The organism is Massilia pinisoli, assembly GCF_024753285.1.
Lineage (GTDB): Bacteria > Pseudomonadota > Gammaproteobacteria > Burkholderiales > Burkholderiaceae_D > Telluria > Telluria pinisoli.
The window spans coordinates 83,256-102,873 of sequence record NZ_JANUGW010000020.1 but is presented as its reverse complement, the minus strand read 5'-3'; the positions used below and the strand labels follow the sequence as shown (position 1 = coordinate 102,873).

At 63.7% G+C, this 19,618-nt stretch carries 13 protein-coding genes; 8 read left to right on the top strand and 5 right to left on the bottom strand.

Annotated elements, in window-relative coordinates; genetic code table 11:
• Positions 1 to 829 precede the first annotated feature (829 nt).
• The 3 genes from NX784_RS22415 to NX784_RS22405 all read left to right on the top strand — a co-directional run bounded on the left by NX784_RS22415 (position 830) and on the right by NX784_RS22405 (position 3,302).
• Positions 830 to 1,399, top strand: a complete 570-nt coding sequence (locus NX784_RS22415) for a DUF4337 domain-containing protein (RefSeq protein WP_258818910.1) — start codon at positions 830 to 832, stop codon at positions 1,397 to 1,399.
• Between the two features lie 136 nt (positions 1,400 to 1,535).
• Complete coding sequence (locus tag NX784_RS22410; protein ID WP_258818909.1) at positions 1,536 to 2,375, top strand: MipA/OmpV family protein; 840 nt, start codon at positions 1,536 to 1,538, stop codon at positions 2,373 to 2,375.
• 720 nt (positions 2,376 to 3,095) lie between these two features.
• Entirely contained in the window at positions 3,096 to 3,302 is a 207-nt protein-coding gene (locus tag NX784_RS22405; protein ID WP_258818908.1) for a hypothetical protein, read from the top strand.
• A 1,083-nt stretch (positions 3,303 to 4,385) separates the two neighbouring features.
• Here NX784_RS22405 and NX784_RS22400 read toward each other — a convergent pair.
• Positions 4,386 to 4,658, bottom strand: coding sequence for a hypothetical protein (locus NX784_RS22400; protein WP_258818907.1), 273 nt, complete (start codon positions 4,656 to 4,658; stop codon positions 4,386 to 4,388).
• A gap of 571 nt (positions 4,659 to 5,229) precedes the next feature.
• Complete coding sequence (locus tag NX784_RS22395) at positions 5,230 to 6,150, bottom strand: LysR family transcriptional regulator (RefSeq protein WP_258818906.1); 921 nt, start codon at positions 6,148 to 6,150, stop codon at positions 5,230 to 5,232.
• 103 nt (positions 6,151 to 6,253) lie between these two features.
• Here NX784_RS22395 and NX784_RS22390 point away from each other — a divergent pair, with 103 nt between their 5' ends.
• On the top strand, positions 6,254 to 6,697 hold the full coding sequence (locus tag NX784_RS22390; RefSeq protein WP_258818905.1) for a GlcG/HbpS family heme-binding protein: 444 nt from the start codon (positions 6,254 to 6,256) through the stop codon (positions 6,695 to 6,697).
• A 68-nt stretch (positions 6,698 to 6,765) separates the two neighbouring features.
• On the opposite strand, the gene NX784_RS22385 is transcribed toward NX784_RS22390, so the two are convergent.
• Complete coding sequence (locus tag NX784_RS22385) at positions 6,766 to 9,810, bottom strand: TonB-dependent receptor (protein WP_258818904.1); 3,045 nt, start codon at positions 9,808 to 9,810, stop codon at positions 6,766 to 6,768.
• A 252-nt stretch (positions 9,811 to 10,062) separates the two neighbouring features.
• On the opposite strand from NX784_RS22385, the gene NX784_RS22380 reads away from it, so the two are divergent.
• Together NX784_RS22380 and NX784_RS22375 are read left to right on the top strand one after the other, a co-directional pair.
• Positions 10,063 to 12,348 (top strand): ATP-binding protein, encoded by a 2,286-nt coding sequence (locus tag NX784_RS22380; RefSeq protein WP_258818903.1) that lies wholly within the window; start codon positions 10,063 to 10,065, stop codon positions 12,346 to 12,348.
• 77 nt (positions 12,349 to 12,425) lie between these two features.
• Positions 12,426 to 14,711, top strand: coding sequence for an ATP-binding protein (locus tag NX784_RS22375; protein WP_258818902.1), 2,286 nt, complete (start codon positions 12,426 to 12,428; stop codon positions 14,709 to 14,711).
• Here the strand turns inward: NX784_RS22375 and NX784_RS22370 are convergent.
• On the bottom strand, positions 14,678 to 16,720 hold the full coding sequence (locus NX784_RS22370; RefSeq protein WP_258818901.1) for an acyltransferase family protein: 2,043 nt from the start codon (positions 16,718 to 16,720) through the stop codon (positions 14,678 to 14,680). The genes NX784_RS22375 and NX784_RS22370 overlap by 34 nt on opposite strands.
• A gap of 173 nt (positions 16,721 to 16,893) precedes the next feature.
• Between NX784_RS22370 and NX784_RS22365 the strand changes: the two genes are divergently transcribed.
• On the top strand, positions 16,894 to 17,565 hold the full coding sequence (locus NX784_RS22365; protein WP_258818900.1) for an SOS response-associated peptidase: 672 nt from the start codon (positions 16,894 to 16,896) through the stop codon (positions 17,563 to 17,565).
• Between the two features lie 139 nt (positions 17,566 to 17,704).
• The gene (locus tag NX784_RS22360) at positions 17,705 to 18,076 is read left to right on the top strand and encodes an Lcl C-terminal domain-containing protein (RefSeq protein WP_258818899.1); all 372 of its coding nucleotides are present in this window, start codon (positions 17,705 to 17,707) and stop codon (positions 18,074 to 18,076) included.
• Between the two features lie 10 nt (positions 18,077 to 18,086).
• Here NX784_RS22360 and NX784_RS22355 read toward each other — a convergent pair whose 3' ends face one another.
• Positions 18,087 to 19,532, bottom strand: a complete 1,446-nt coding sequence (locus NX784_RS22355) for a M28 family peptidase (RefSeq protein WP_258818898.1) — start codon at positions 19,530 to 19,532, stop codon at positions 18,087 to 18,089.
• Positions 19,533 to 19,618: the final 86 nt, after the last annotated feature.

Sequence of the window (19,618 nt, the reverse complement as noted above, 5' to 3'; positions counted from 1 at the left end):
CTTGCGCAGTGCAAGCTTGCACGACGGACCGGGCAGCATCGGGGCTCAGTACCTCGAGCACATGACCTCGACGAGCTCCGTGATCCCAGTCAACGGTACCCTTGCCCAATGGCTGGGCGCAGGACGACAGGAGAATGCACACGACCGATACGATAATCGGCGCAGCCATGACTCGACGAATGCACATAATTTGTCCCATTAAAAACGCTGCGCACGACACCGTGCGCGTATCGGTGGCAATCATAGGCAGGGACGCACGTATTAACATTGCGATCAAGTAATCATTGCGAACTCGTAATTCAAACAGATGTGATTCATACAGTTTGCTGAACTGTAATGATGGACGCGAAACTACGCGGCTATACTTGGTGGTTTATTTCAACCGGAGCGATGGACATACCAGCGCAAGAGCCGAGGACTTGATTGACGGGTTTGACTGATAAGCGCCGCCGATTTTGGTAGTCAGTTATATGAAGGGGCGGCACGCAGGCGATTGCGACATGCAGGGCATAAACGAGGATCAGGCACATCGTTGGAACGCCACGCCAAACGCGGCGACTTCGTTATGGCGGTTGCGGTTTTTCACTTGCGGCACGGTCGAACGATGACCGAGCTTTTGCCCGCACCGGCATTATTGGTCGAATCAATTAAGGCATTTTTCCCTTAGGTGAGATCAATTGCCACATGGCGCTGCCGCACTCTAATCACAAGCGCACGCGCCGACTTGTCCATTGCATGCCAATTTCAGTCCATTTTTTCTCCAAGCTGAACAAATTTTCGTTTCCAGCCGAGCGAGATCACGCTCCGGCAACTCACACGCGCGATATACATGGATGACGATTTCGAAATTGAAGGCCCACACGACCACGCCATCGAACATGCGGTAGAACAGCGCGACCCGCTGGCCCAACGGATTGCATTGATGACGGCAGTACTCTCGACCGTCGGCGCAATCGTCAACTATGCAAGCGGCAATGCGCAGACGGAAGCCCTGGTATTGAAGAACCAGAGCATTCTCTTGCAGACGCGTGCCAGCGACCAGTGGGCGTATTACCAGTCGAAATCGACTAAGTCCCACATTGCCAACGGCATGGCGGCGCTAGCGACGGATCCGGCGGTGCGCCAGCGCTTCGCCGATGAACGCGATCTCGAGAACAAACAGCGTCTTGAGGTGCAGAGGGAAGCAAGACGGCTGGAGGTGGAATCACAGCGCCTGGCACACGAGTCCGACGCCAAGCTGCGCCCGCACGAGCGTCTCGCTTTGTCGTTGGGCTTCCTCCAGATTGGCATCGCGCTTGCCGCGATCACTGTGCTGACTCGGCGCCGATGGCTATTGTGGGGCGCCGCCAGCGCCGCGCTGGTTGGCGTAGGCGCAGCAGCCTCGGCATTCTTGCCATGACACCGAACCGGCGTGCGCACTCACAGGTGGCCGGCTGCGCGAAGCCATATGTGTGTCACAGCTAACAGGGATCGCGCCGCGCGCGCCCCTGGTACATGCCCAAAGTTCAAAAGCACCTCCCAAACAATAATCCCAGATGACACCGAACTTCCAGCGGCATGCTGTAATCACAACTAGCATCGCGATATGTTGCCTCCACGCATACGCGGACGTGCCCACCTTGAATTCGCAGTCCGAAGCGTCGACGCCACGTGAACCCAGCATATTCGGTGAACGCACCGAATTGACGGTCGGCATAGGGCTTGGGTACGCGGCACGCTATCCGGGCGCAGCCATCGCGCACGTTCTGCCTGTCCCGGTCCTGGCTATCCAGCGTGGCGTCCTGTTTGCGGATACGTTGCGTGGGATCGGCCTACAGTTCCAATCGAGCTCGGGGCTCTATGTTTCGCAGTCGGTTTACTATGACTTCGGTCGACTCGACAGGGACAACCGCTGGCGTCCCGGATCGGACCGACTTGCAGGTATGGGAGAGGTGCCCGGCTCACCCACGTCTCACACTATCCTCGCGCAACAATTGACGCCATCGCTCCTGGTAAGCGCTGAAACTGAAGCCGCCCTGCATGAGGGCGCACGCCGCAACCGCTACAGGCTTGGCGTCGAACTCACGCCGATCAAGACCGCCCCGGACACCGTCACCATCGACCTCGATGCCTGGTGGGGCGATGGTCGCTACAACCAGGCCTACTTCGGCGTAACGCCGCCTCAGGCGGCACGGACGACCCACCCCGTCTACAGGCTAGGCGCCGGGCTGTATGGGTTGGTGCCGGGCGTAGGCTGGGAACACCACCTCGACAGTCACTGGGCGTGGACGCTCCAGCTAACCGGAACCTATTACGCTGGAAAAGTGGCTGTTAGCCCAGTTGTGGCCAAACGTGTCTCGTCAAGCTCCAGCGCGGCTATCGCCTATATCTTTTGACGGCGAATATCGGCAGACGGGGCCGTGGCCCTACCCTTTTCAGGCTCGTGCAAGGAACACGAACTCGCATACGTGCCTGTAGAGATTCCAGAAGGAATCTTGACCACGTCCGCGGCCTGAGCCGACGATCACCAGAACGCTGGATCCGCCTTCAATGATAGCCCAGCGCGTATCCACAAAGGCTGCGCATCTGTAGGAGAAAATCCTGCCGCACCCAAACTGAGAAAAAGCTCGTCGAAGAAGTCTGACGATTGCACTAAGGACTGGCTGACTTACAGACAAATGGATTTGAGTCCGAGTATGAGGAAAGTCCTGTGTTGCATGCTTCAAGGACCACATAATAACTTTTCGTCACAACTGCCTTCATGAGCCCCGGCCATTCTGTTTTACGCCATCGAAGCGAGCACCGGTTACCGAAACATGCTACTTCGAACATTACAACTGCGTAAACTAACCAAGTGGTAATGTACGTACAGTGAAAGTGGCGATATCATGAATGGAGCCGAAACCTGTCTCCCGGAAATTGCGAGAGTAATTGATAGTTTGATTTCCAAAGACCGTTTCTTGCGCCAAAAGGGATCCTATGCTCTATGAACTAAAACCAAAACGAGCACTGTGATAACGAATTGATGATGTGACGCGGGAATACAGGTGAACCGGCCGATTCCGTTCCGTGATTGATTGCGCCAAGTATTCATCCACAAGTTGTTAAGGCTTCGCATGATAGATATCGTTGAGGCAGCGCTTGAACAGCACAAGCATTCAGCGGAAAATGGTCAGACCATTTGGAATGTAGCATTTGTGAACGACGACAAGGTTAGGGGAGCAATTAAGTCCTTTGGCAATGGCAAGTATGCGTTAACTAATCCTCATGGCGCTGTCTATTTTTCCGCGGACAAAGTAGTTTACTTATATCTCGCTAAATGATGGCCCTCTTCTCGTCGCTACATTGATGACCTGTTCGGCGGCAATTTACTGCCCGCAGTCATGCTGACGTGCCGATAACTGCAAGGGGCACCCTGACGTCGACCTGCAACCCTCTGTCGTCTCCTTGGCACGCGTCCGAATCTCGCCCTGCAGCAAATCGCGAATCCCCTTGACGATCGACGGGTCCAGCCCAAAGCGGCTTCGCTTGCACGAACGGGCAACGTCCGCCGCGACCGCGCATGTCACCGTATAAGAAGAGGCGAGAATGGTATTGCAGTGTCCCGAATGGATAACGGCCCCTGTATGCCCGGACCAACGCTTAGGGTTCAAACGTGCGCCAGCTGGACGTAAGCGGTCACGCAGCGATATACGCGCCTCGCCTGCTTCGAGCCTCTCATTCCTTCTGGTATCGTGTCTGAGCTGCTGACTCTCTGTTCGTCCACCCGCGCTACACTCTCAATCGCCGTCACCAATAGCATTCGCATGGTAGTATTTACGCGAGACAGTGGGACCGAAATGCGGGACAGTGGGACCGAACCGATGACACGAGTCAACTTGACGGTATTTTTGACGGTATATTTTGTTCAATATCTCCGTTAAGCAGACCTTGGTGCCTCTGTAAATCTAGGCGATTCAATCCCGGCTCCGGGCACCATCGATTTATCTCTCGCCCTTCCCTGCTGTCCCCAAACCTGTCGTCTTCCCTATGACAGCGCAAATTTCATTGTTCAGTTTGTCTCAGGTCGGCGCTGTCCAGCGCAGAGCTTTGACGGTATCCGTGGCGGTCGACGCCAGATGAATAAAGTCGTATACCGTCACACGACTGATGGGAGGCGCAATTCGCTGCGGAGCTTCGCGCTCGCGGGATCGAGGCGAATGCCACCTCGAGGGCGGAACGCGGCGTATCGCTCAAGGCTCGCGGGAGCGCTGAATATCACATCAGGGAACGCGGCGATGTGTCGACGGCCGAGGCATGGCGTTTCGCTCAACTGGAGCATCGACGTGATACGCGTTGAGCCCCGATTCATGCACCATCTGAACTGTAACGGTGCAAAGTGCATTTTGTGGAATTGCCTACCCCTTCTATAGGTTTTCAGAACCGAGGCAGTTGAGCAGGGCGATTGCCGCCTTGATCGACGAATTCGAAGCAACGAGTCCCGCCCAGGTACCGTCACTGGACGGGCACTGGCCTGCGGCGATCGCATTTTTATAGCCGTTGCTTACACGGATCGCGATCGACCCGTTTTGACCCGCGAACAGTTCAGCGATCTGTCCCGCGTCCTGGCTGTACCCCACTTGCGCCATCACCGACCAGCTAAGAATAACGCCGACAAACGCGACGATCTTATCTTTCATTTTACGAATAATTGAATTGTCCGGACAGCCGCACGAAACTTATCGCGAATATCCCGCCGGAACTTCCTAGGCGGGAGAAATCACATATACCTTGCAAAAAGTGGACGAACTGCCGGTCCACTTTTGATCAGGCAGCCCGACGACCTTGACCGAATTTTGCGACCAGTAAGCCCCCAAAATGATCGCATAATTCGCGCTGAACCCGGGGTTGGATTTTGTCAGCCAATAACCCGCCAGACAATTAGTGGTCGGGTTCGCGACACTGAAGGCAACGTCGCCCCCTCCAACCTGATTATACGAAAATACCTCGGTGATTTTCGTCGGTGCGCTTCATACATCGTAGACGTATGCTGCGCAGCAAATCGTAGAAATCAGGCAGGCGCCAAATAATTTTGACTTCATCATGGTGTTCGAGAGTTTGGGAAGTCAAATTTTACAGCAGCAAATTTACGCAAAATCTATCCAACCCCAACAGGATCGTAACATCCCGGGGAACGAGGATATTTAAAAATCGAAATCCCGATCAGCGCCGAAATGATCGGATCACGGTGTGACGGGCTGGAAACGCGGTTCAGCGCGGACTGAACGAATTCGTCGGATCAGTCGTAAAGCGCTGCGCCAGAAAGTCGGCCAACGCCCGCACGCGCGCCGGGATAAAGCGCCCGCTCGGCAGCAGCGCGTGCAGCGGATAGACGTCCGTTTCCCACTCGGCAAGCAGCGGCACGAGCGCCCCGCTGTCCAGGTCGCCTTGCAGTTCGATCCCTGTCTTGAGCAGGATGCCGTGGCCCGCGCGTGCCCAGTCGTGCGCCAGCGAAGCATCGTCCACGCTGCGATCGCCGCTCACACGCACGTCCACACGTTCGCCGCCCTTCGAGAAATGCCAGGTCCGGTGGTGCCGGTCGCCGCGCATGAAGACGAGGCAGTTGTGCGCGGCGAGATCGTGCGGCGTCGCCGGCGTGCCGCGCCGAGCCAGGTAGGCCGGCGCCGCACACAGCACCGTGCGCGGCGTCGCGAGCGTGCGCGCCACCAGTTGCGAATCGGCCAGCGCACCGTAGCGCAGTGCGATGTCGACCTCGTCACGCACCACGTCCTTCGGGCGGTCGCCGACGTGCACTTGCAATTGCACGCCAGGATGCAGCGCCAGGAAGTCGTCGAACCAGGGCAGCAGCACGTTGCGCGCCAGGTCCGACGGTGCCGCGATCCGCACCGTGCCCACAAGTGCGGCCTGGTCTGCGCCCACCTGCGCCTCGGCCTCGTCCAGCAGGTCGAATGCGCGCTGCGCATAGTCGAGCATGACGCGGCCCTGTTCCGTCAGACGCATCGCGCGCGTCGAGCGCTCGAACAGCCGCGCGTTCAACTGCGATTCCAGGCGCTTCAGCGCGGCGCTCGCCGCCGACGCGGTCACGCCCAGCGCCACCGCCGCCCGCGTCAGCGACCCCGTGCGCGCAGTGTGGATCAAGACCCTCAGGTCGTCCGTATTTTCAAGTTTCATTTGAAGATCATTGTAGTCGCGACCGGATTATCAAACCAGATGCAGCCCGCTACAGTATCACCACCTGCCGACGACGATCGGCCCAACGACCGAGGAAAACGCCATGTCCATTGCTAACATCACCGCCACCATCAACCAGCCGACCATCTCCACCGAGGCCGCCCGCGCACTCGTCGCCGAGGCCCGCGCCGAGGCCGCCGAACTGGGCATCAACGTCACGATTGCCGTCACCGACGCAGGCGGCCACCTGAAGGTCTTCGACCGTGCCGACGACGCACCCTTCCTCACGGTGGACGTCGCCATCGACAAGGCCTGGACCGCGGCCTCGTTCGGCCTCGCGACCCACGTGTGGAATGCGATCCTCGCCGACAGCACGGTGGCGCAGCTGGCGCACCGTCCGCGCCTGGTGCCGGTCGGCGGCGGCGTGCCGATCGTGAAGGACGGCAAGCTCATCGGCGGCATCGGCATCTCCGGCGGCAACGCGGTGCAGGACCAGCAGGCCGCCGAACGCGCCCTGAGAAAACTGGGCTTCGACGTCGCGGAATGAGTGATCGACCCGTACCGCGGGCGGCGCCTGCCCGCGGTACGTCCAAAGCCGCAGCAATGCGGCGCGCGTCAGAACGAGTATCCCAACCGGACCGAATACCGCCGCCCCGTATAGAACGCCCCCCTCTCCATCAACCCGATCCCCTGCTGCATGTACTGCTTGTACAACGCATTGGTGAGATTCGTCGCCTGCACCGACAGGTTCAGGTTGTCCGTGAACTTGTACTGCAAGCTCGCATCGAGCTGCCCATACGCCCCGCCCCACGTCGGCAACGCATACTGCACCGAGTATGGCTGGCCGAAACGCGGACTGGCGGGATTCGCGTCGATGCCGTCCCCGCCGTTCGTGCCGTAGGCATTGACGGCCTGCAGATATTTCGATCGCCAGCCATACGCCAGGCGCGCGGAAACAGGCCCCTTGTCGTACAGCAGCGCGACGTTGAACGCATTCTTCGACAGCCCCGTCAGCGGCACGCTCCCCACATTCAGCAGCCGACCATCCGTATCACACCCGGACAGATCGCGTGCGATGAACGCGTTCGTGTCCTGCGGCGTGCACCAGACCTGCGCCAGGGGCTTGCCCAGGTCCTGGCGGCTGTCGATGTACGTGTAGTTCGCCGACACGCCGAAGCCCGACCACAGGCCCGGCAGCTTGTCGAAGTACTGCGAGTAACCGATCTCGGCCCCGCTCGCCCGGCCGGTCGCGCCGTTGACGGGCGACGTGACGGCGAAGTCGTGCGGCTGCCCTGTCGAATCGTTAAGCGTGACGACCGACGTCTTGCCGATGATGATGTCCGACAGGCGCTTGTTGAACAATGCGAGCGTCACCTGGCCGCCGTGGCCGAAGTAGTACTCGGCCGTCAGGTCGATGTTGTTCGAGCGCGTCGGCTTGAGCATCGGGTTGCCCACGGCCGTGCCCGTGTAGTCGATGCTGTCGAGGACCGTCGCGTTCGTCGCGTTGTCCGTGTGCGTGTGCACGTTCTGGCTCAATGTCGTGTAGGTCTGCATCTGCCAGAAGTCCGGACGCGTCATCCCTTTCGAGAACGCGGCGCGGAACTGCAGGCCGTCGCTGGCCTTCATGCGCAGGTTCAGGCTGGGCAGCACATTCGTGTACTTGTGCTCGAAACTGGTCCGATTGGACAGCGGGGCGATCGACGGCACGCCGGGCACCTTGGACGAATCCGGCGGCGAGAACAGCAGATAGCCGGCCGCCGACATGTCCGTGCGCACGACGCGCACGCCCACGTTGCCGTCGACCGGGTAGCGCAGGTCGTCGAAGCCGAAGCGCAGCTGGGCGTAGGCGGCCTTGGTCTTCTCGTGCTGCTGGTTCAGGCTCTCGGGGTCGCCGAACTTCGCATACTCCCACAGCGCGTCGCCCGAGCATGGCATATTGCAGAGCACTTTCACCATCTCGTGCAACTGGGCGAAGCCTGGGGGCGGCGCGCCGGCCGACAACGCCATGTTCGCCGCGACGATGGCCGGCGGCGGCGCCGTCTTCCCGCCGAAGAAGTCGTTGAACTGCAGCGGCGCCACCTTGTCGCCGGCGAAGCGCGGGTCGCTCAGGTACGCCAGCTGGCTGAACGGCTGCCAGCCGTCGTGGCCGACGGCCCAGGGCGCCGTGATCTCGTGCCATTGGCTGTTGCCGTGCGTCGCGCGCGTGTCGGCGTCGCGGTTGGTGAAGCGGACGCCGAAACGGACGTCGTTCAGCACCGGGCCGTCGAACGTGTACTTCGCATCCAGGCGGGCCGCGTTCTGGGTCGAGACGGCATCGTCGCGGTGCTCCTGCGCCGAGTTCCAATAATAATTGTTCGGGTCGGCCAGGTAGGCGCGGTCGGCCGCGTCGAACGTCAGCGTGGGCGGCGACGTGCGGAAATCGACGCCCTCTTTCGGCATGTAGCCGCCCAGGCTGACGAGGTTGTCGTAGCCGAACGTCGTCGCCCGCGTGTGCTGCAGGTCGCCCGTCAAGGTCCAGCGGTCGGTAGCGCGCCACTGCAGGTTCCAGGCGACGTCGCGCGTGTCGGACGTGCGGCCGGCGGTGCGGCTCTGGACGCCGAACCCGACACCGGGATCCTGCGGCGCCCGGATCGTGCCCGCCAGCAGCGCGCCCTGATCATTGAACGTCGCCCCCGGATCGAGCATGATCGTGGCCGGGTTAGCGCCCGCCGCGAGCGAGTGTTCCGACGTGTGCATGTCGTACTTCGACCGGAAATACGTGAGGTATGACGAGAGCGTGTCCTTCTTCCACTGCAGCGCGCCGTACAGGCCGTCGCGCTCGCGTTCGAAGTTGTTCGTCGTCCAGCTGCCGCCGTTCGATATCCAGCGTCGGGCGCCGCTCGTGTCGCCCGTCACGGCGTCGGTGCGCGGAATGTACGGCGAAATCTGCAGGCCATCGCTGCGCGTGTCGATGCGCGAGCGCGCGATGTCGATCAATGCGCCGAACTCGCCGAACCCCGTCTTCCAGCGATTCGACAGCAGGCCGGAAAACGACGGCGCATACTTCCCGCGCAGTTGCGAGCGAGACTCTTCGATGGACACCGCGCCGTTGCGGCCCTTGAAGTCGAACGGCAGGTGGGTACGCAGGTTCACCAGGCCACCGATGCCGCCTTCGATCTGCTCGGCCGACGGGTTCTTGTACACGTCGACGCCGGCCATCAGCTCGGGCGGCACGTCCTCGAAGCTGAGCGAGCGGCCGCCGTTGGCGGAGAACGCGTCGCGGCCGTTCAATTCCGAACGCACGTACGACAGGCCACGCACCGAGACGCCCGTCCCTTCGGCCGCGAAGTGGTTGATGCCATCGTGCACACTTTGCAGCGGGTCGGCCACGTTCATCGTGCGGTCGATGGTCACGCCGACCACGCGCTGCAGCACTTCCGTCACGGACTTGTCCGGCAGCTTGCCGATGTCGACTTCGACGACCGAATCGACGATCTCGTCCGCACTCTTCTTGCGCGCCGCCGCCGATTCCAGCGCGGCGCGCTGGCCCACGACGACGACGGTGGCGATGTTTGGCTTGGCTTCCTGCGCGCGCGCGCCCTGCACGCACGCCACGCCACCGGCCGCGACCGCGAGCTGGGTCACGCCGACGGCAATAGCCGTTCTCTGGAACTGTTTCATGGTTGTCTCCTTCGGTTTCCCTGTGCCTCCTTTTTGTCTGGTCGAGCTGCCCGAAGGCATTGGCAGGCGATCCGGCACCGATGCGACGGCGTCACGTCCCACGATACTGCGCCTGTCATTCGGATGCACAAAAAAAGTGCGAAATTCCTCCACGTGGCAACAGGTCGAGGGACGTCTCCCCGGAACCATTACGGAAAGGCATTGCCTGGGTATATACTGAATCCATCTGTCCGATTTCCGATCGGTACGCCCATGAATCAGTGGCTCTCCCACTCGACCAGGATCCGCTACGCTCTGGTCATCGTGCTGGTGCTGGCGACCCCCATCCTGCTGGTCTGGCAGCACTATGGGATGACGCGCACCCTCGAGATCTCCCCGCAGCATCCGTATAACGTCCGCGTGACGGACGACCGCGACAACACGCGTGGCAACCACTCGAACGGCAATTCGGTCGGCACGCTGACCGTCACCAGGGATGCGTTCACGATGCGTTGCCATTTGGGTTCGGCGGCCGCTTATCCGTTCTGCAAACTGCAATTCATGATGGGCGATCCGGTCAAGGGCATGGATCTGAGCGGGTACGACACGGTCACCCTCGACATGTCGTATTCGGGCAAAAGCCGCCGCGTCGTCAAACTGCACCTGACGAATTTCGAACCCGAGTTTTCCACGCTGAGCGACTGGAATTCCCAGCGCTTCAACGAATTGCTGATCGACCTCCCCGACCAGCCCCGGTTCACGATCCCGATGAGTGCCGTGCGCACCGCGGACTGGTGGCAGTTCTCGCGTCAGATCCCGTTAGCCAAGAGCTATGCGCGCCTCGACCACGTCACATCGGTGGAACTGTCGACGGACGACTACAGCGCCACCGGGCAGGTGCTCACGGTCGTGCTGCGCAAGATCGAGTTCCGCGGCAAGTGGATGTCGAAGACGACCTTGCTCAGCTGGCTGGTGGGCGGGTGGATCGCCTGCGGCATTCTCGGCTTGGCGCTCAGCCTGCTGCACTTCCGCTCCGACCTGCAAGCCAACAATACGCGCCTGGAACAGCTGGCCGCCATCGACCGCGAACGCAAGGAAGCGGAGGCCGCGCGCGAAATGGCATTGGCCGAGGCCGTCGCGCTGGCGCAGCAGAGGAGCAGCTTCCTGGCGCAGATGAGCCACGAGTTGCGCACGCCGCTCAATGCCATCATGGGCTATGCGCACTTGCTCGGACGCGACCGCAGCCACCTGAGCGACCGGCAAGCGTCCGGCCTGGCGACAATCCACGAGAGCGGCCAGCACCTGCTCACCTTGATCGACGACATCCTCGACCTGGCGCGGGTCGAAGCGGGCAAGATGGTGCTGCATCAGGCCGCCGTCGATCTCGGTACGTTCCTGCAGGTCGTGGCCGACATCATGCGCGTCAAGGCCGAGGAAAAAGGCCTGGCGTTCGGCTATGAACTCGCACCCGGCCTGCCGAGCGCGGTGACGATCGACGAAACCCGCCTGCGCCAGGTGCTGCTGAACCTGCTGGGCAATGCGGTGAAATTCACCGACAGCGGCAAAGTCGCCCTGCGCGTGCAGCCGGCACCGGGAGCCGGCGATCCTGGCGCTAGCACCGCGCGGTTACGCTTCGAAGTGACCGACAGCGGCATCGGCATGAGCCCCGAACAGCTCGCGCGCATCTTCCAGCCCTTCGAGCAGGTGGCGACGGCGCAGCGGCGCGAGGGCGGCACGGGCCTCGGGCTCGCCATCAGCCAGCAACTGGTGCGCCTCATGGGCGGCAGGATCGACGTCGTCAGCGCGCCCGGCAAAGGCAGCACGTTCTGGTTCGACATCGACGTATCGGTCGCCGCCGCCGGTCCGGCGTCGGCGGCGCCGCAGGAAACGCCGGTGAGCTATGAAGGCGAGCGCAAGCGCCTGCTGGTCGTCGACGACGTGCCTCAGAACCGCGCGATGCTGCAGGACTTGCTGCAGGACGCCGGCTTCGTCGTGGCCGCCGCCACGAACGGCCTGGAGTGCCTGGTTCTGCTCGACACGTTCAAGCCTGACCTGATCCTCATGGACGTCATGATGCCTGTGATGGACGGCAACGAGACGATGCGCCAGATCCGCCGGATGCCGGGCTGGGCCGGCATGCCGATCGTCGCCGTGACGGCCAGTGCCGCCGCGGAAGACGAACGAAAAAGCCGCGACGCCGGTGCCAGCGCCTTCCTCGCCAAGCCGCTCGATCACAACCGCCTGCTGCGCACCATCGGCGCACTGCTGGGGCTGAAGTGGGTCACGGAACAACCCGCCGCGGCGGCAGCCACCCCGGCAGACGTGGACGACACAGCCCTGGTCGCCCCGCCGGCCGAGGAGGTCGAGGAATTGTGGCAGATGGCGCAGATCGGCAATATGCGGCAGATCCGCGCGCGCGCCGCGTACCTGCGTGAGCTCGACCCGGCCTACGCGCCGTTCGCGAACCGCCTGGACGCGCTGGCGCAGGGCTACCATTCGAAGCACCTGGCCGCCTTCGTGGCGCGCTTCCGCGCCGCGGACGCCGTCCCGCCGGCGTGACGCACCGAATTAGTGCAACTCATGTATTGCTTGGGTATATACTGGATCCACTTGTCCGATTTCCGATCGGAACGCACATGAACCAGTGGCTTTCCCGCTCGACGAGGATCAGTCACATCCTGATCATCCTCCTGGTACTGACGACGCCCATCTCGTTGGTCTGGCAGCATTTCGGGATGACGCGCACGCTGGAAATCTCCCCGCGGCACCCGGCACGCGTCGTCGTGAGCGATGACCGCGCGGTGAAGCGCGGCAATCGTGGGTTCGGCAAGTCGGTGGCGTCGCTCACCGTCACCAAGGACGCCTACGTCGTGCGTTGCGTGCTGGCCGACGTGGCGCAATATCCATACTGTAACTTGCTGTTCGAGCTGGGCGATCCGGCCAACGGGCTCGACCTGAGCGGGTACGACACGATCGGCCTCGACGTGCGCTATTCGGGCGGTGGACGGCATGTGTTCAAGCTGCACCTGATGAATTTCGAACCGGAGTATTCCGCGCGGGGCGGCTGGGATGCGCAGCGGTTCAACGAAGCGCTCATCGATGTTCCGTCCGAGCCTCCGTTCGCGATCCCGATGAATGCCTTGCGCACCGCGGACTGGTGGCTGTTCTCGCGCCAGATTCCGTTGGCAAAGAGCTATACCCGCCTCGACCATGTCACGGCCGTGGAACTGCAGCTGGACGACCGCAGCGGCATCGGCCACGATGTCACGTTCGAAGTGCGGAAGATCGAGTTCCGCAAAAAATGGCTGTCGAAGACGACCCTGCTGAGTTGGCTGGTGTCCGCGTGGATCGTCGCGGGCATGATCAGTCTGTCGCTGGGCCTGCTGCACTTCCGCTCCGACCTGCAAGCGAGCAAGACGCGCCTGGAAAAACTCGCGGCCGTCGACAGGGAACGCAAGGAAGCGGCGGCGGCGCGCGAGAAGGCGCTGGCGGAGGCGGTCGCCCTGGCGCGGCAAAGGAGCAATTTCCTGGCACAGATGAGCCACGAATTGCGCACGCCGCTCAACGCCATCATCGGGTACGCCCGCCTGCTGGGACGTGACCGCGAACAGCTCACGGAACGGCAAGCGGCCGGCCTGGCGAGCATCCAGGACAGCGGGCAGCACCTGCTCACCCTCATCAACGACATCCTCGATCTGGCCCGCGTCGAGGCCGGCAAGATGGTCTTGTATCCGGCCACCGTCCACCTCGGCACGTTCGTGCAGGTCGTCGCGAACATCATGCGCGTCAAGGCCGAAGAGAAAGGCCTCGCCTTCAGCTGCGAACTCGCGCCAGGCGTGCCGGCGGCCGTGACGGTCGACGAGACGCGGCTGCGCCAGGTGCTGCTCAATCTGCTTGGAAATGCCGTGAAATTCACCGACAGCGGCAAGGTGTGCCTGCGCGTCCTGCCCGCGTCACCGCCGGAGGCGCCGCCAGGCGAGACCGGAGAAACGATCGCGCGCTTGCGCTTCGAGGTGTGCGACAGCGGCATCGGCATGAGCGCGCCGCAGCTTGGGCGCATCTTCCAGCCGTTCGAACAGGTCGCGTCCATCCAGCGGCGCGAAGGCGGCACGGGGCTGGGTCTCGCCATCAGCCAGCAACTGGTGCGCCTGATGGGTGGCGAGATCGCCGTCGTCAGCGAGCCGAGCAAGGGCAGCACGTTCTCGTTCGAGATCGACGTGCCGGTGGCCACCGGCGGGCCGGTCGCCGCCCAGCCGCAGGAAACGGTGATCGGCTACGAGGGCGAACGCAAGCGCCTGCTGGTTGTCGACGACGTGCCGCAGAACCGCGCGATGTTGCTCGACCTGCTGCAGGACGCCGGCTTCATCGTCGCGTCCGCGACGAACGGCCTGGAGTGCCTCGTCCTCCTCGACAGCTTCAAGCCGGACCTGATCCTGATGGACATCATGATGCCGGTGATGGACGGCAACGAGACGACGCGGCGGATCCGCCGCTTGCCGGGCTGGAGCAACGTCCCCATCGTGGCCGTGACCGCCAGCGCCGGCCCGGAAGACGAACACCGGAGCCGCGATGCCGGCGCCAACGCTTTCCTCGCGAAGCCCATCGACCACGACGCCCTGCTGCGCACCGTCGGCGAGCTGTTGTCACTCAAGTGGATCACGGCGCAGGCAGCGGCGCCGCAGGCCGACGAGGATGCGGGCGTGGCCGTCCCGCCGGCCGAGGAGATCGAGGCGCTGTGGCAGCTGGCACGCGTCGGCAATATGCGCCAGGTGCGCGAGCACGCCGCGTACCTCCGCGAACGCGATCCGGCCTACGCAGCGTTCGCGAACCGCCTCGACGCCCTGGCACAGGGCTACCATTCGAAGCAGCTCGCGGCCTTCGTGACGCGCTACCGGGCGGAGAACGTCGTGCCGCCGCTGTGACCCGGCGCCGCCGGCTGATACATCCGCGCGAAGACGGGGACGAGCAGATGCGCGCCGAACTCGTCCAGGTGGCCGTAGTCGGAATACAGCGGACGCCCGTCGCGCGTGGCCTTGCACACGCCGTCATGGCACAAGGTCGCGGTCGGGTCGAGGATGACGATGCCGCACCGGTCGCGCGCCTCGTTCTGTGCTTGCCAAACCCAGCCGTTACGCTGCATGTACTGCGCCATCGTGACGGACAGGCTCGAGTCCAGTCCCCACGCCATCCGCCGTGCCACGTATTGCGGGACGCTGGCCGGCATCTCGGGAATCGGCCGCATCATGTAGACGGTGCGGGTTTGCGCCAGCTTGCACGCGGTCTCCGTCAAATGCTGTCCGAACTCGCGCAGGAAGGCCGGCGTGGTCGACTCTTGGGGCCGGCCGCCGAAATACACTTCCGGCTTGGCGACGTCCGGATCGAGCTCGAACGGGCCGAACGCGTAGCGGGCATACCGTCCGGCGAGCAGCACGGGCAAGGCCGGCGCCGCATCCAGTTGCTTGGCGGCCCAGTCGGTGAAGCCCTTGCAATCGGCGTGCGCGCCGAAACGATGCGGGCGGATCTGGAGCATGCCCGGGATGAACACGCAGCCGTCGTACGACAATTGCACGACACCGGCCGCGCCACTTGGCCCCGCGTCCACGACGCTGGAAATGATCGCGGCCACGTGGCTGTCGCCGACAACGAACAGCTTGCGCTCCGTGCCCCCGAACAGGCAGGCCGGCGACGTGGCACCGGCGCTCTGGTGGCAGCGGGCGCGCTCGGGGTTGACGTCGGTCGCCGCGGCGGCCGCCAGCTCGACGCCCGGCGCGAACCGTCCGCTCACGCCGTTCGACCGCCACACGCCGGCCGCGCACAGCGCCACGCAGGCGGCCGCGCCGACCAGCGTGGCGATGCGCGCGTCGAGGCGGGGCTTGCGCAGCGCCAGGCGCGACGGGTTTTCCACGAACGTGTACGACAAGGCGCCGAGTACGACCGAGGCAAGCACGCCGGCCGCGAGCGCCAGCGCGTTGAACCGCAAGCCGATGTACGCGAGGAACACATAGACGGGCCAATGCCACAGGTACAGCGAATACGAGCGGAGGCCGATCCATTGGGCAAAACGGTTGCCCGTCCACATGGACTCGCGTGAGGCCAGCAGCACGAGCGCCGCGCCGGCCACCGGAACGACGGCGCGCCACCCGGGCCACGCGGACTCCGCGTCGAACGCGAGGATGGCCGCCGCGATGAGGACGAGGCCGACGCCTTCGATCAGGCGGCGCTGGCCGGGCGAATATGTGGCCGTGCGTGCGGCCAGGAATACGAGGCCGCCGGCCAGCATTTCCCAGGCCCGCGTATGGATCAGGAAGAACGCGGCCGACGGGTTGCTTGCCGTCGTCCAGACGCACGCCGCCAGCGATACGGCGGCCAGCACGGCCAGCGCCCTGCCCCACGCGCGCGCGCTGCGCGTCACGCGCGCGAGGCCCATGAGGACGAGGGGCAGCAGCAGGTAGAACTGCCACTCGACCGCCAGCGACCACGTGTGCAGCAGCCATTTCTCGTGGGAGCTGGTATCGAAGTAGCCGGCCTCGCGCCAAAACGCGATGTCCGACAGGAAGGTCAGGCTGTACGCCGTGTGGGCGCCCAGCATCTTGTAGTCGGGCGGCAGCAGCGCGAACCAGCCTGCGGCCAGCAGCACGGCACACACGACGACGAGCGCCGGCACGATGCGCACGGCGCGCGCCAGATAAAACCCGATCAGCGAGAAATCGCCGTTCCACAACGCGCGGCAAATCATCTGCGTCATCAGGAAGCCGGAGATGACGAAGAAGACGTCGACGCCGGCGAAACCGCCGCTGAAGCCGGGCACGCCGAAATGGAAGAGGACGACGGGCACGATCGCCCAGGCACGCAGCCCGTTGATGTCATGCCGGAACTCACGGCTGGTGGCGCCTTGGACTGTCGGCGCGGCGGGCGGGGCAACTGTGGACACGTCGGTCATTGCAGCAATAAGGGGTTGCGGACAAAGAAGCGATGTTACAGACACACCGCATCCCCGGCAATCGAATCGTTGTCGAAACAACATAAAAAGCGCCGGTGCGGCGCTCCCGGGTGGCCGTGCCCTGGCGGACGACCGCCCTCGCCCATCTGCGCTACCATCGCCCCATGTGTGGACGATTCGACCAAAGCCAGACGGCGCGTCATTACGCCAACCTGATCGGGTGGACGGACGCCGTATTCGACAGCGAGTCCAGGCCGACGACGAACGCGGCGCCCGGCACCTATCGCCCCGTCATGCACGTGCAGGACGGCGAACGGCGCGTGGACGACGTGTTCTGGAGCTACCGCGCCAAGTGGGCCGAAGGCAAGGTGCCCATCGTCATCAACGCGCGCCTGGAAAAGCTGGCCAACCGCTACTGGTCGCGCCTCGTCAAGAACGGACGCGGCATCGTGCCGGCCGAGGGCTGGTACGAATGGACGGGCGAGAAAGGCCACAAGCAGCCGTGGCACATCCATCGCAAGGATCACCGCCCGCTGTTCATGCTGGCCGTCGCCAACTTCGGCCCCTTCGAGGAAAACCGCGCGGAAGCGGGCTTCGTCATCGTGACGGACGACGCGTCCGGCGGCATGCTCGACATCCACGACCGCCGCCCCGTCGTGCTCGACGCCGAGGACGCGCAGCTGTGGCTCGACCCCGACCTGTCGCCCCAGCAGGCGATCGAGCTGGCACGCCACGCCGCCGCGCCCCCCGACGCGTTCGAGTGGTACAAGGTGAGCACGGCCGTGAACCGCGCCGGCGCCGACGGCCCCCAGATCACCAAGCCGCTGGACGACTGACCCGCGACATCGCGGCGACACGAAAAGCGAGATCGACTGTTGCGCACTCCGTTATGAGCTATGTCGTATCGCACGACGCAACCAAGCGCGGCGATCGATGGTCTTACGAGACCGGAAGACATGACGAAAGGGTTGCGCGATGGGTGATTACCTGAGGATCCAAGAAATGCTGAAGGAGGGCGAAGCCTATGCCGGCGTGATACTCGGCAAGAACGGCGAGCCCGACTACCACCTGGTGCTGCTGGCGGACGAAGCATCCGAGGTCAGCTGGCCCGCCGCGCGCGAATGGGCATCCGCGCTCGCCGGCGAATTACCGACGCGGCGCGAACTCGCGCTGCTGTTCGCCAACCAGCGAGAACGTTTCGACCGTGTCTGGTACTGGTCGAGCGAGCCGCACGAGACGCGGCCCCCGCTCGTCTGGGGTCAGAACTTTGCCAGCGGCATCCAGACCGTGTATGGCAGGCCGTTCCGGGGCCATGCGCGCGCGGTCCGGCGCATCGACGTCGGGTGACGCGGGCGGCTTACTTCGTGCCCTTTGCCTCGGTCGCGACGTTGGCGCGGCCGAGCGGCTGCTCCATATTCGCGAGGAACCAGGCCGTCGTCGCCATCACGGCGGCATGGCGGCGCAGGTTTTCCGGATTGACCTTATCGAACGTATCGGCGGGGGTATGGTGATAATTGAAGTAATCGGAAGCGTCGATCCACGGCTCGAAGCTGGGCACGCCGGAATCTTCCAGGAAGTGCAGGTCGCCGGCGCCGATCACGTCTTCGCGCTGGAACGCGCCTGCCCCCATCGGATACAGCGCGGCCTGCAGCGGTGCCAGCAGCTTGGCGCCGGCCATGCCGATGCCCGCGCGCAGGCCAAACGGGCGACCGGAGCCGCCATCATCCTCGTACGCGGCGAAATGCTTCTCGACGCCCTTCTTGTACACGGCGTCGTACGTACGCCCGCCGGCGCCGCCGTTTTCCTCGCTCATCCAGGCCACGACGCGGATCGTGCGGTGCGCGTGATAGTCGAGCTTGCGCAAGGTGTCGATCACCGCCATCGCCGTCACGACGCCGGAACCGTCGTCATTGGCGCCCGTCGCCAGGTCCCAGGAATCGAGGTGGCCCGACACGAGGACGATTTCGTCCGCCTTGTCCGTGCCCGGCCAGTCCGCGATCACGTTATAGCTGTCGGCGTCCGGCAGGATCTGCGGCGTCAAGGTCAGGTGCATCGTGACGGGGCCGCGCTTGGCCAGGCGGCCGATCAGCAGCGCGTCTTCGATCGTGACGGCCGCCGCCGGGATGCGCGCATCGTCCTTCAGCAGGGTGAGGCCCGTATGCGGAATCCGGTACGCGGCGCCGCCAACGGCACGCACGAGGGCCGCCGCGGCGCCCATCTCGGCCGCCATGCGCGGGCCGGCCCCGCGGAAAGCGACGGCCTGGCCATATGCCGTGCCCGCGAGGCCGCGGTCCGCCATGTTCTGGTCGAACGGCACGTCGATCAGCACGATGCGGCCCTTCACCTCGGCCGCGTGCGCCTTCAGCTCTTCGAAGCTGTGCACGACGATCACGGGTGCCGTGATGCCGCCGGCCGGGGTCGCGCCCGAGCCGCCCAGCGCCGTCAGCACGATTTTCTGCGCCACGCCGGCCGGCCGCCCCTGGTAATCGACGAGCGATGCCGTCTCTTCGCCACGGACCCAGTGCGGTACCTTGATCGGCTGCAGCGTGACCTTCGCACCCAGCTTGCGCAGCGCGTCGGCGACCTGCGTCACGGCGGCGGCCGCGCCGGGCGAACCGGTCAGGCGCGGGCCCACGAGGTCCGTCAAGTCCTCCAGTTGCCGGTAGGCGTAATCGCTCTGCAGCGCCGTGTCGCGCACCTTGGCGAGCGCGGCCGGGTCATTACCGGGAGTGGCGGCGTTCGCGGTACTGCCCAGCAGGCAGGCGGCGATCAGGCTCAAGGCGGGGAAACGGAGGCGGTTCATGCTTGCGATCCTTTGGTCGGTGGAAAAACCAAAACGATAACGCATCCGCATGTTTTTGGGGGAATATATTGTCGTACATATATGCC

What these genes read in the sequence shown, in the direction of transcription:
- NX784_RS22415 (WP_258818910.1), top strand. Translation starts at nt 830, where the DNA reads ATGGATGACGATTTCGAAATTGAAGGCCCACACGACCACGCCATCGAA.
- NX784_RS22410 (WP_258818909.1), top strand. Translation starts at nt 1,536, where the DNA reads ATGACACCGAACTTCCAGCGGCATGCTGTAATCACAACTAGCATCGCG.
- NX784_RS22405 (WP_258818908.1), top strand. Translation starts at nt 3,096, where the DNA reads ATGATAGATATCGTTGAGGCAGCGCTTGAACAGCACAAGCATTCAGCG.
- NX784_RS22400 (WP_258818907.1), bottom strand. Translation starts at nt 4,658, where the DNA reads ATGAAAGATAAGATCGTCGCGTTTGTCGGCGTTATTCTTAGCTGGTCG.
- NX784_RS22395 (WP_258818906.1), bottom strand. Translation starts at nt 6,150, where the DNA reads ATGAAACTTGAAAATACGGACGACCTGAGGGTCTTGATCCACACTGCG.
- NX784_RS22390 (WP_258818905.1), top strand. Translation starts at nt 6,254, where the DNA reads ATGTCCATTGCTAACATCACCGCCACCATCAACCAGCCGACCATCTCC.
- NX784_RS22385 (WP_258818904.1), bottom strand. Translation starts at nt 9,810, where the DNA reads ATGAAACAGTTCCAGAGAACGGCTATTGCCGTCGGCGTGACCCAGCTC.
- NX784_RS22380 (WP_258818903.1), top strand. Translation starts at nt 10,063, where the DNA reads ATGAATCAGTGGCTCTCCCACTCGACCAGGATCCGCTACGCTCTGGTC.
- NX784_RS22375 (WP_258818902.1), top strand. Translation starts at nt 12,426, where the DNA reads ATGAACCAGTGGCTTTCCCGCTCGACGAGGATCAGTCACATCCTGATC.
- NX784_RS22365 (WP_258818900.1), top strand. Translation starts at nt 16,894, where the DNA reads ATGTGTGGACGATTCGACCAAAGCCAGACGGCGCGTCATTACGCCAAC.
- NX784_RS22360 (WP_258818899.1), top strand. Translation starts at nt 17,705, where the DNA reads ATGGGTGATTACCTGAGGATCCAAGAAATGCTGAAGGAGGGCGAAGCC.
- NX784_RS22355 (WP_258818898.1), bottom strand. Translation starts at nt 19,532, where the DNA reads ATGAACCGCCTCCGTTTCCCCGCCTTGAGCCTGATCGCCGCCTGCCTG.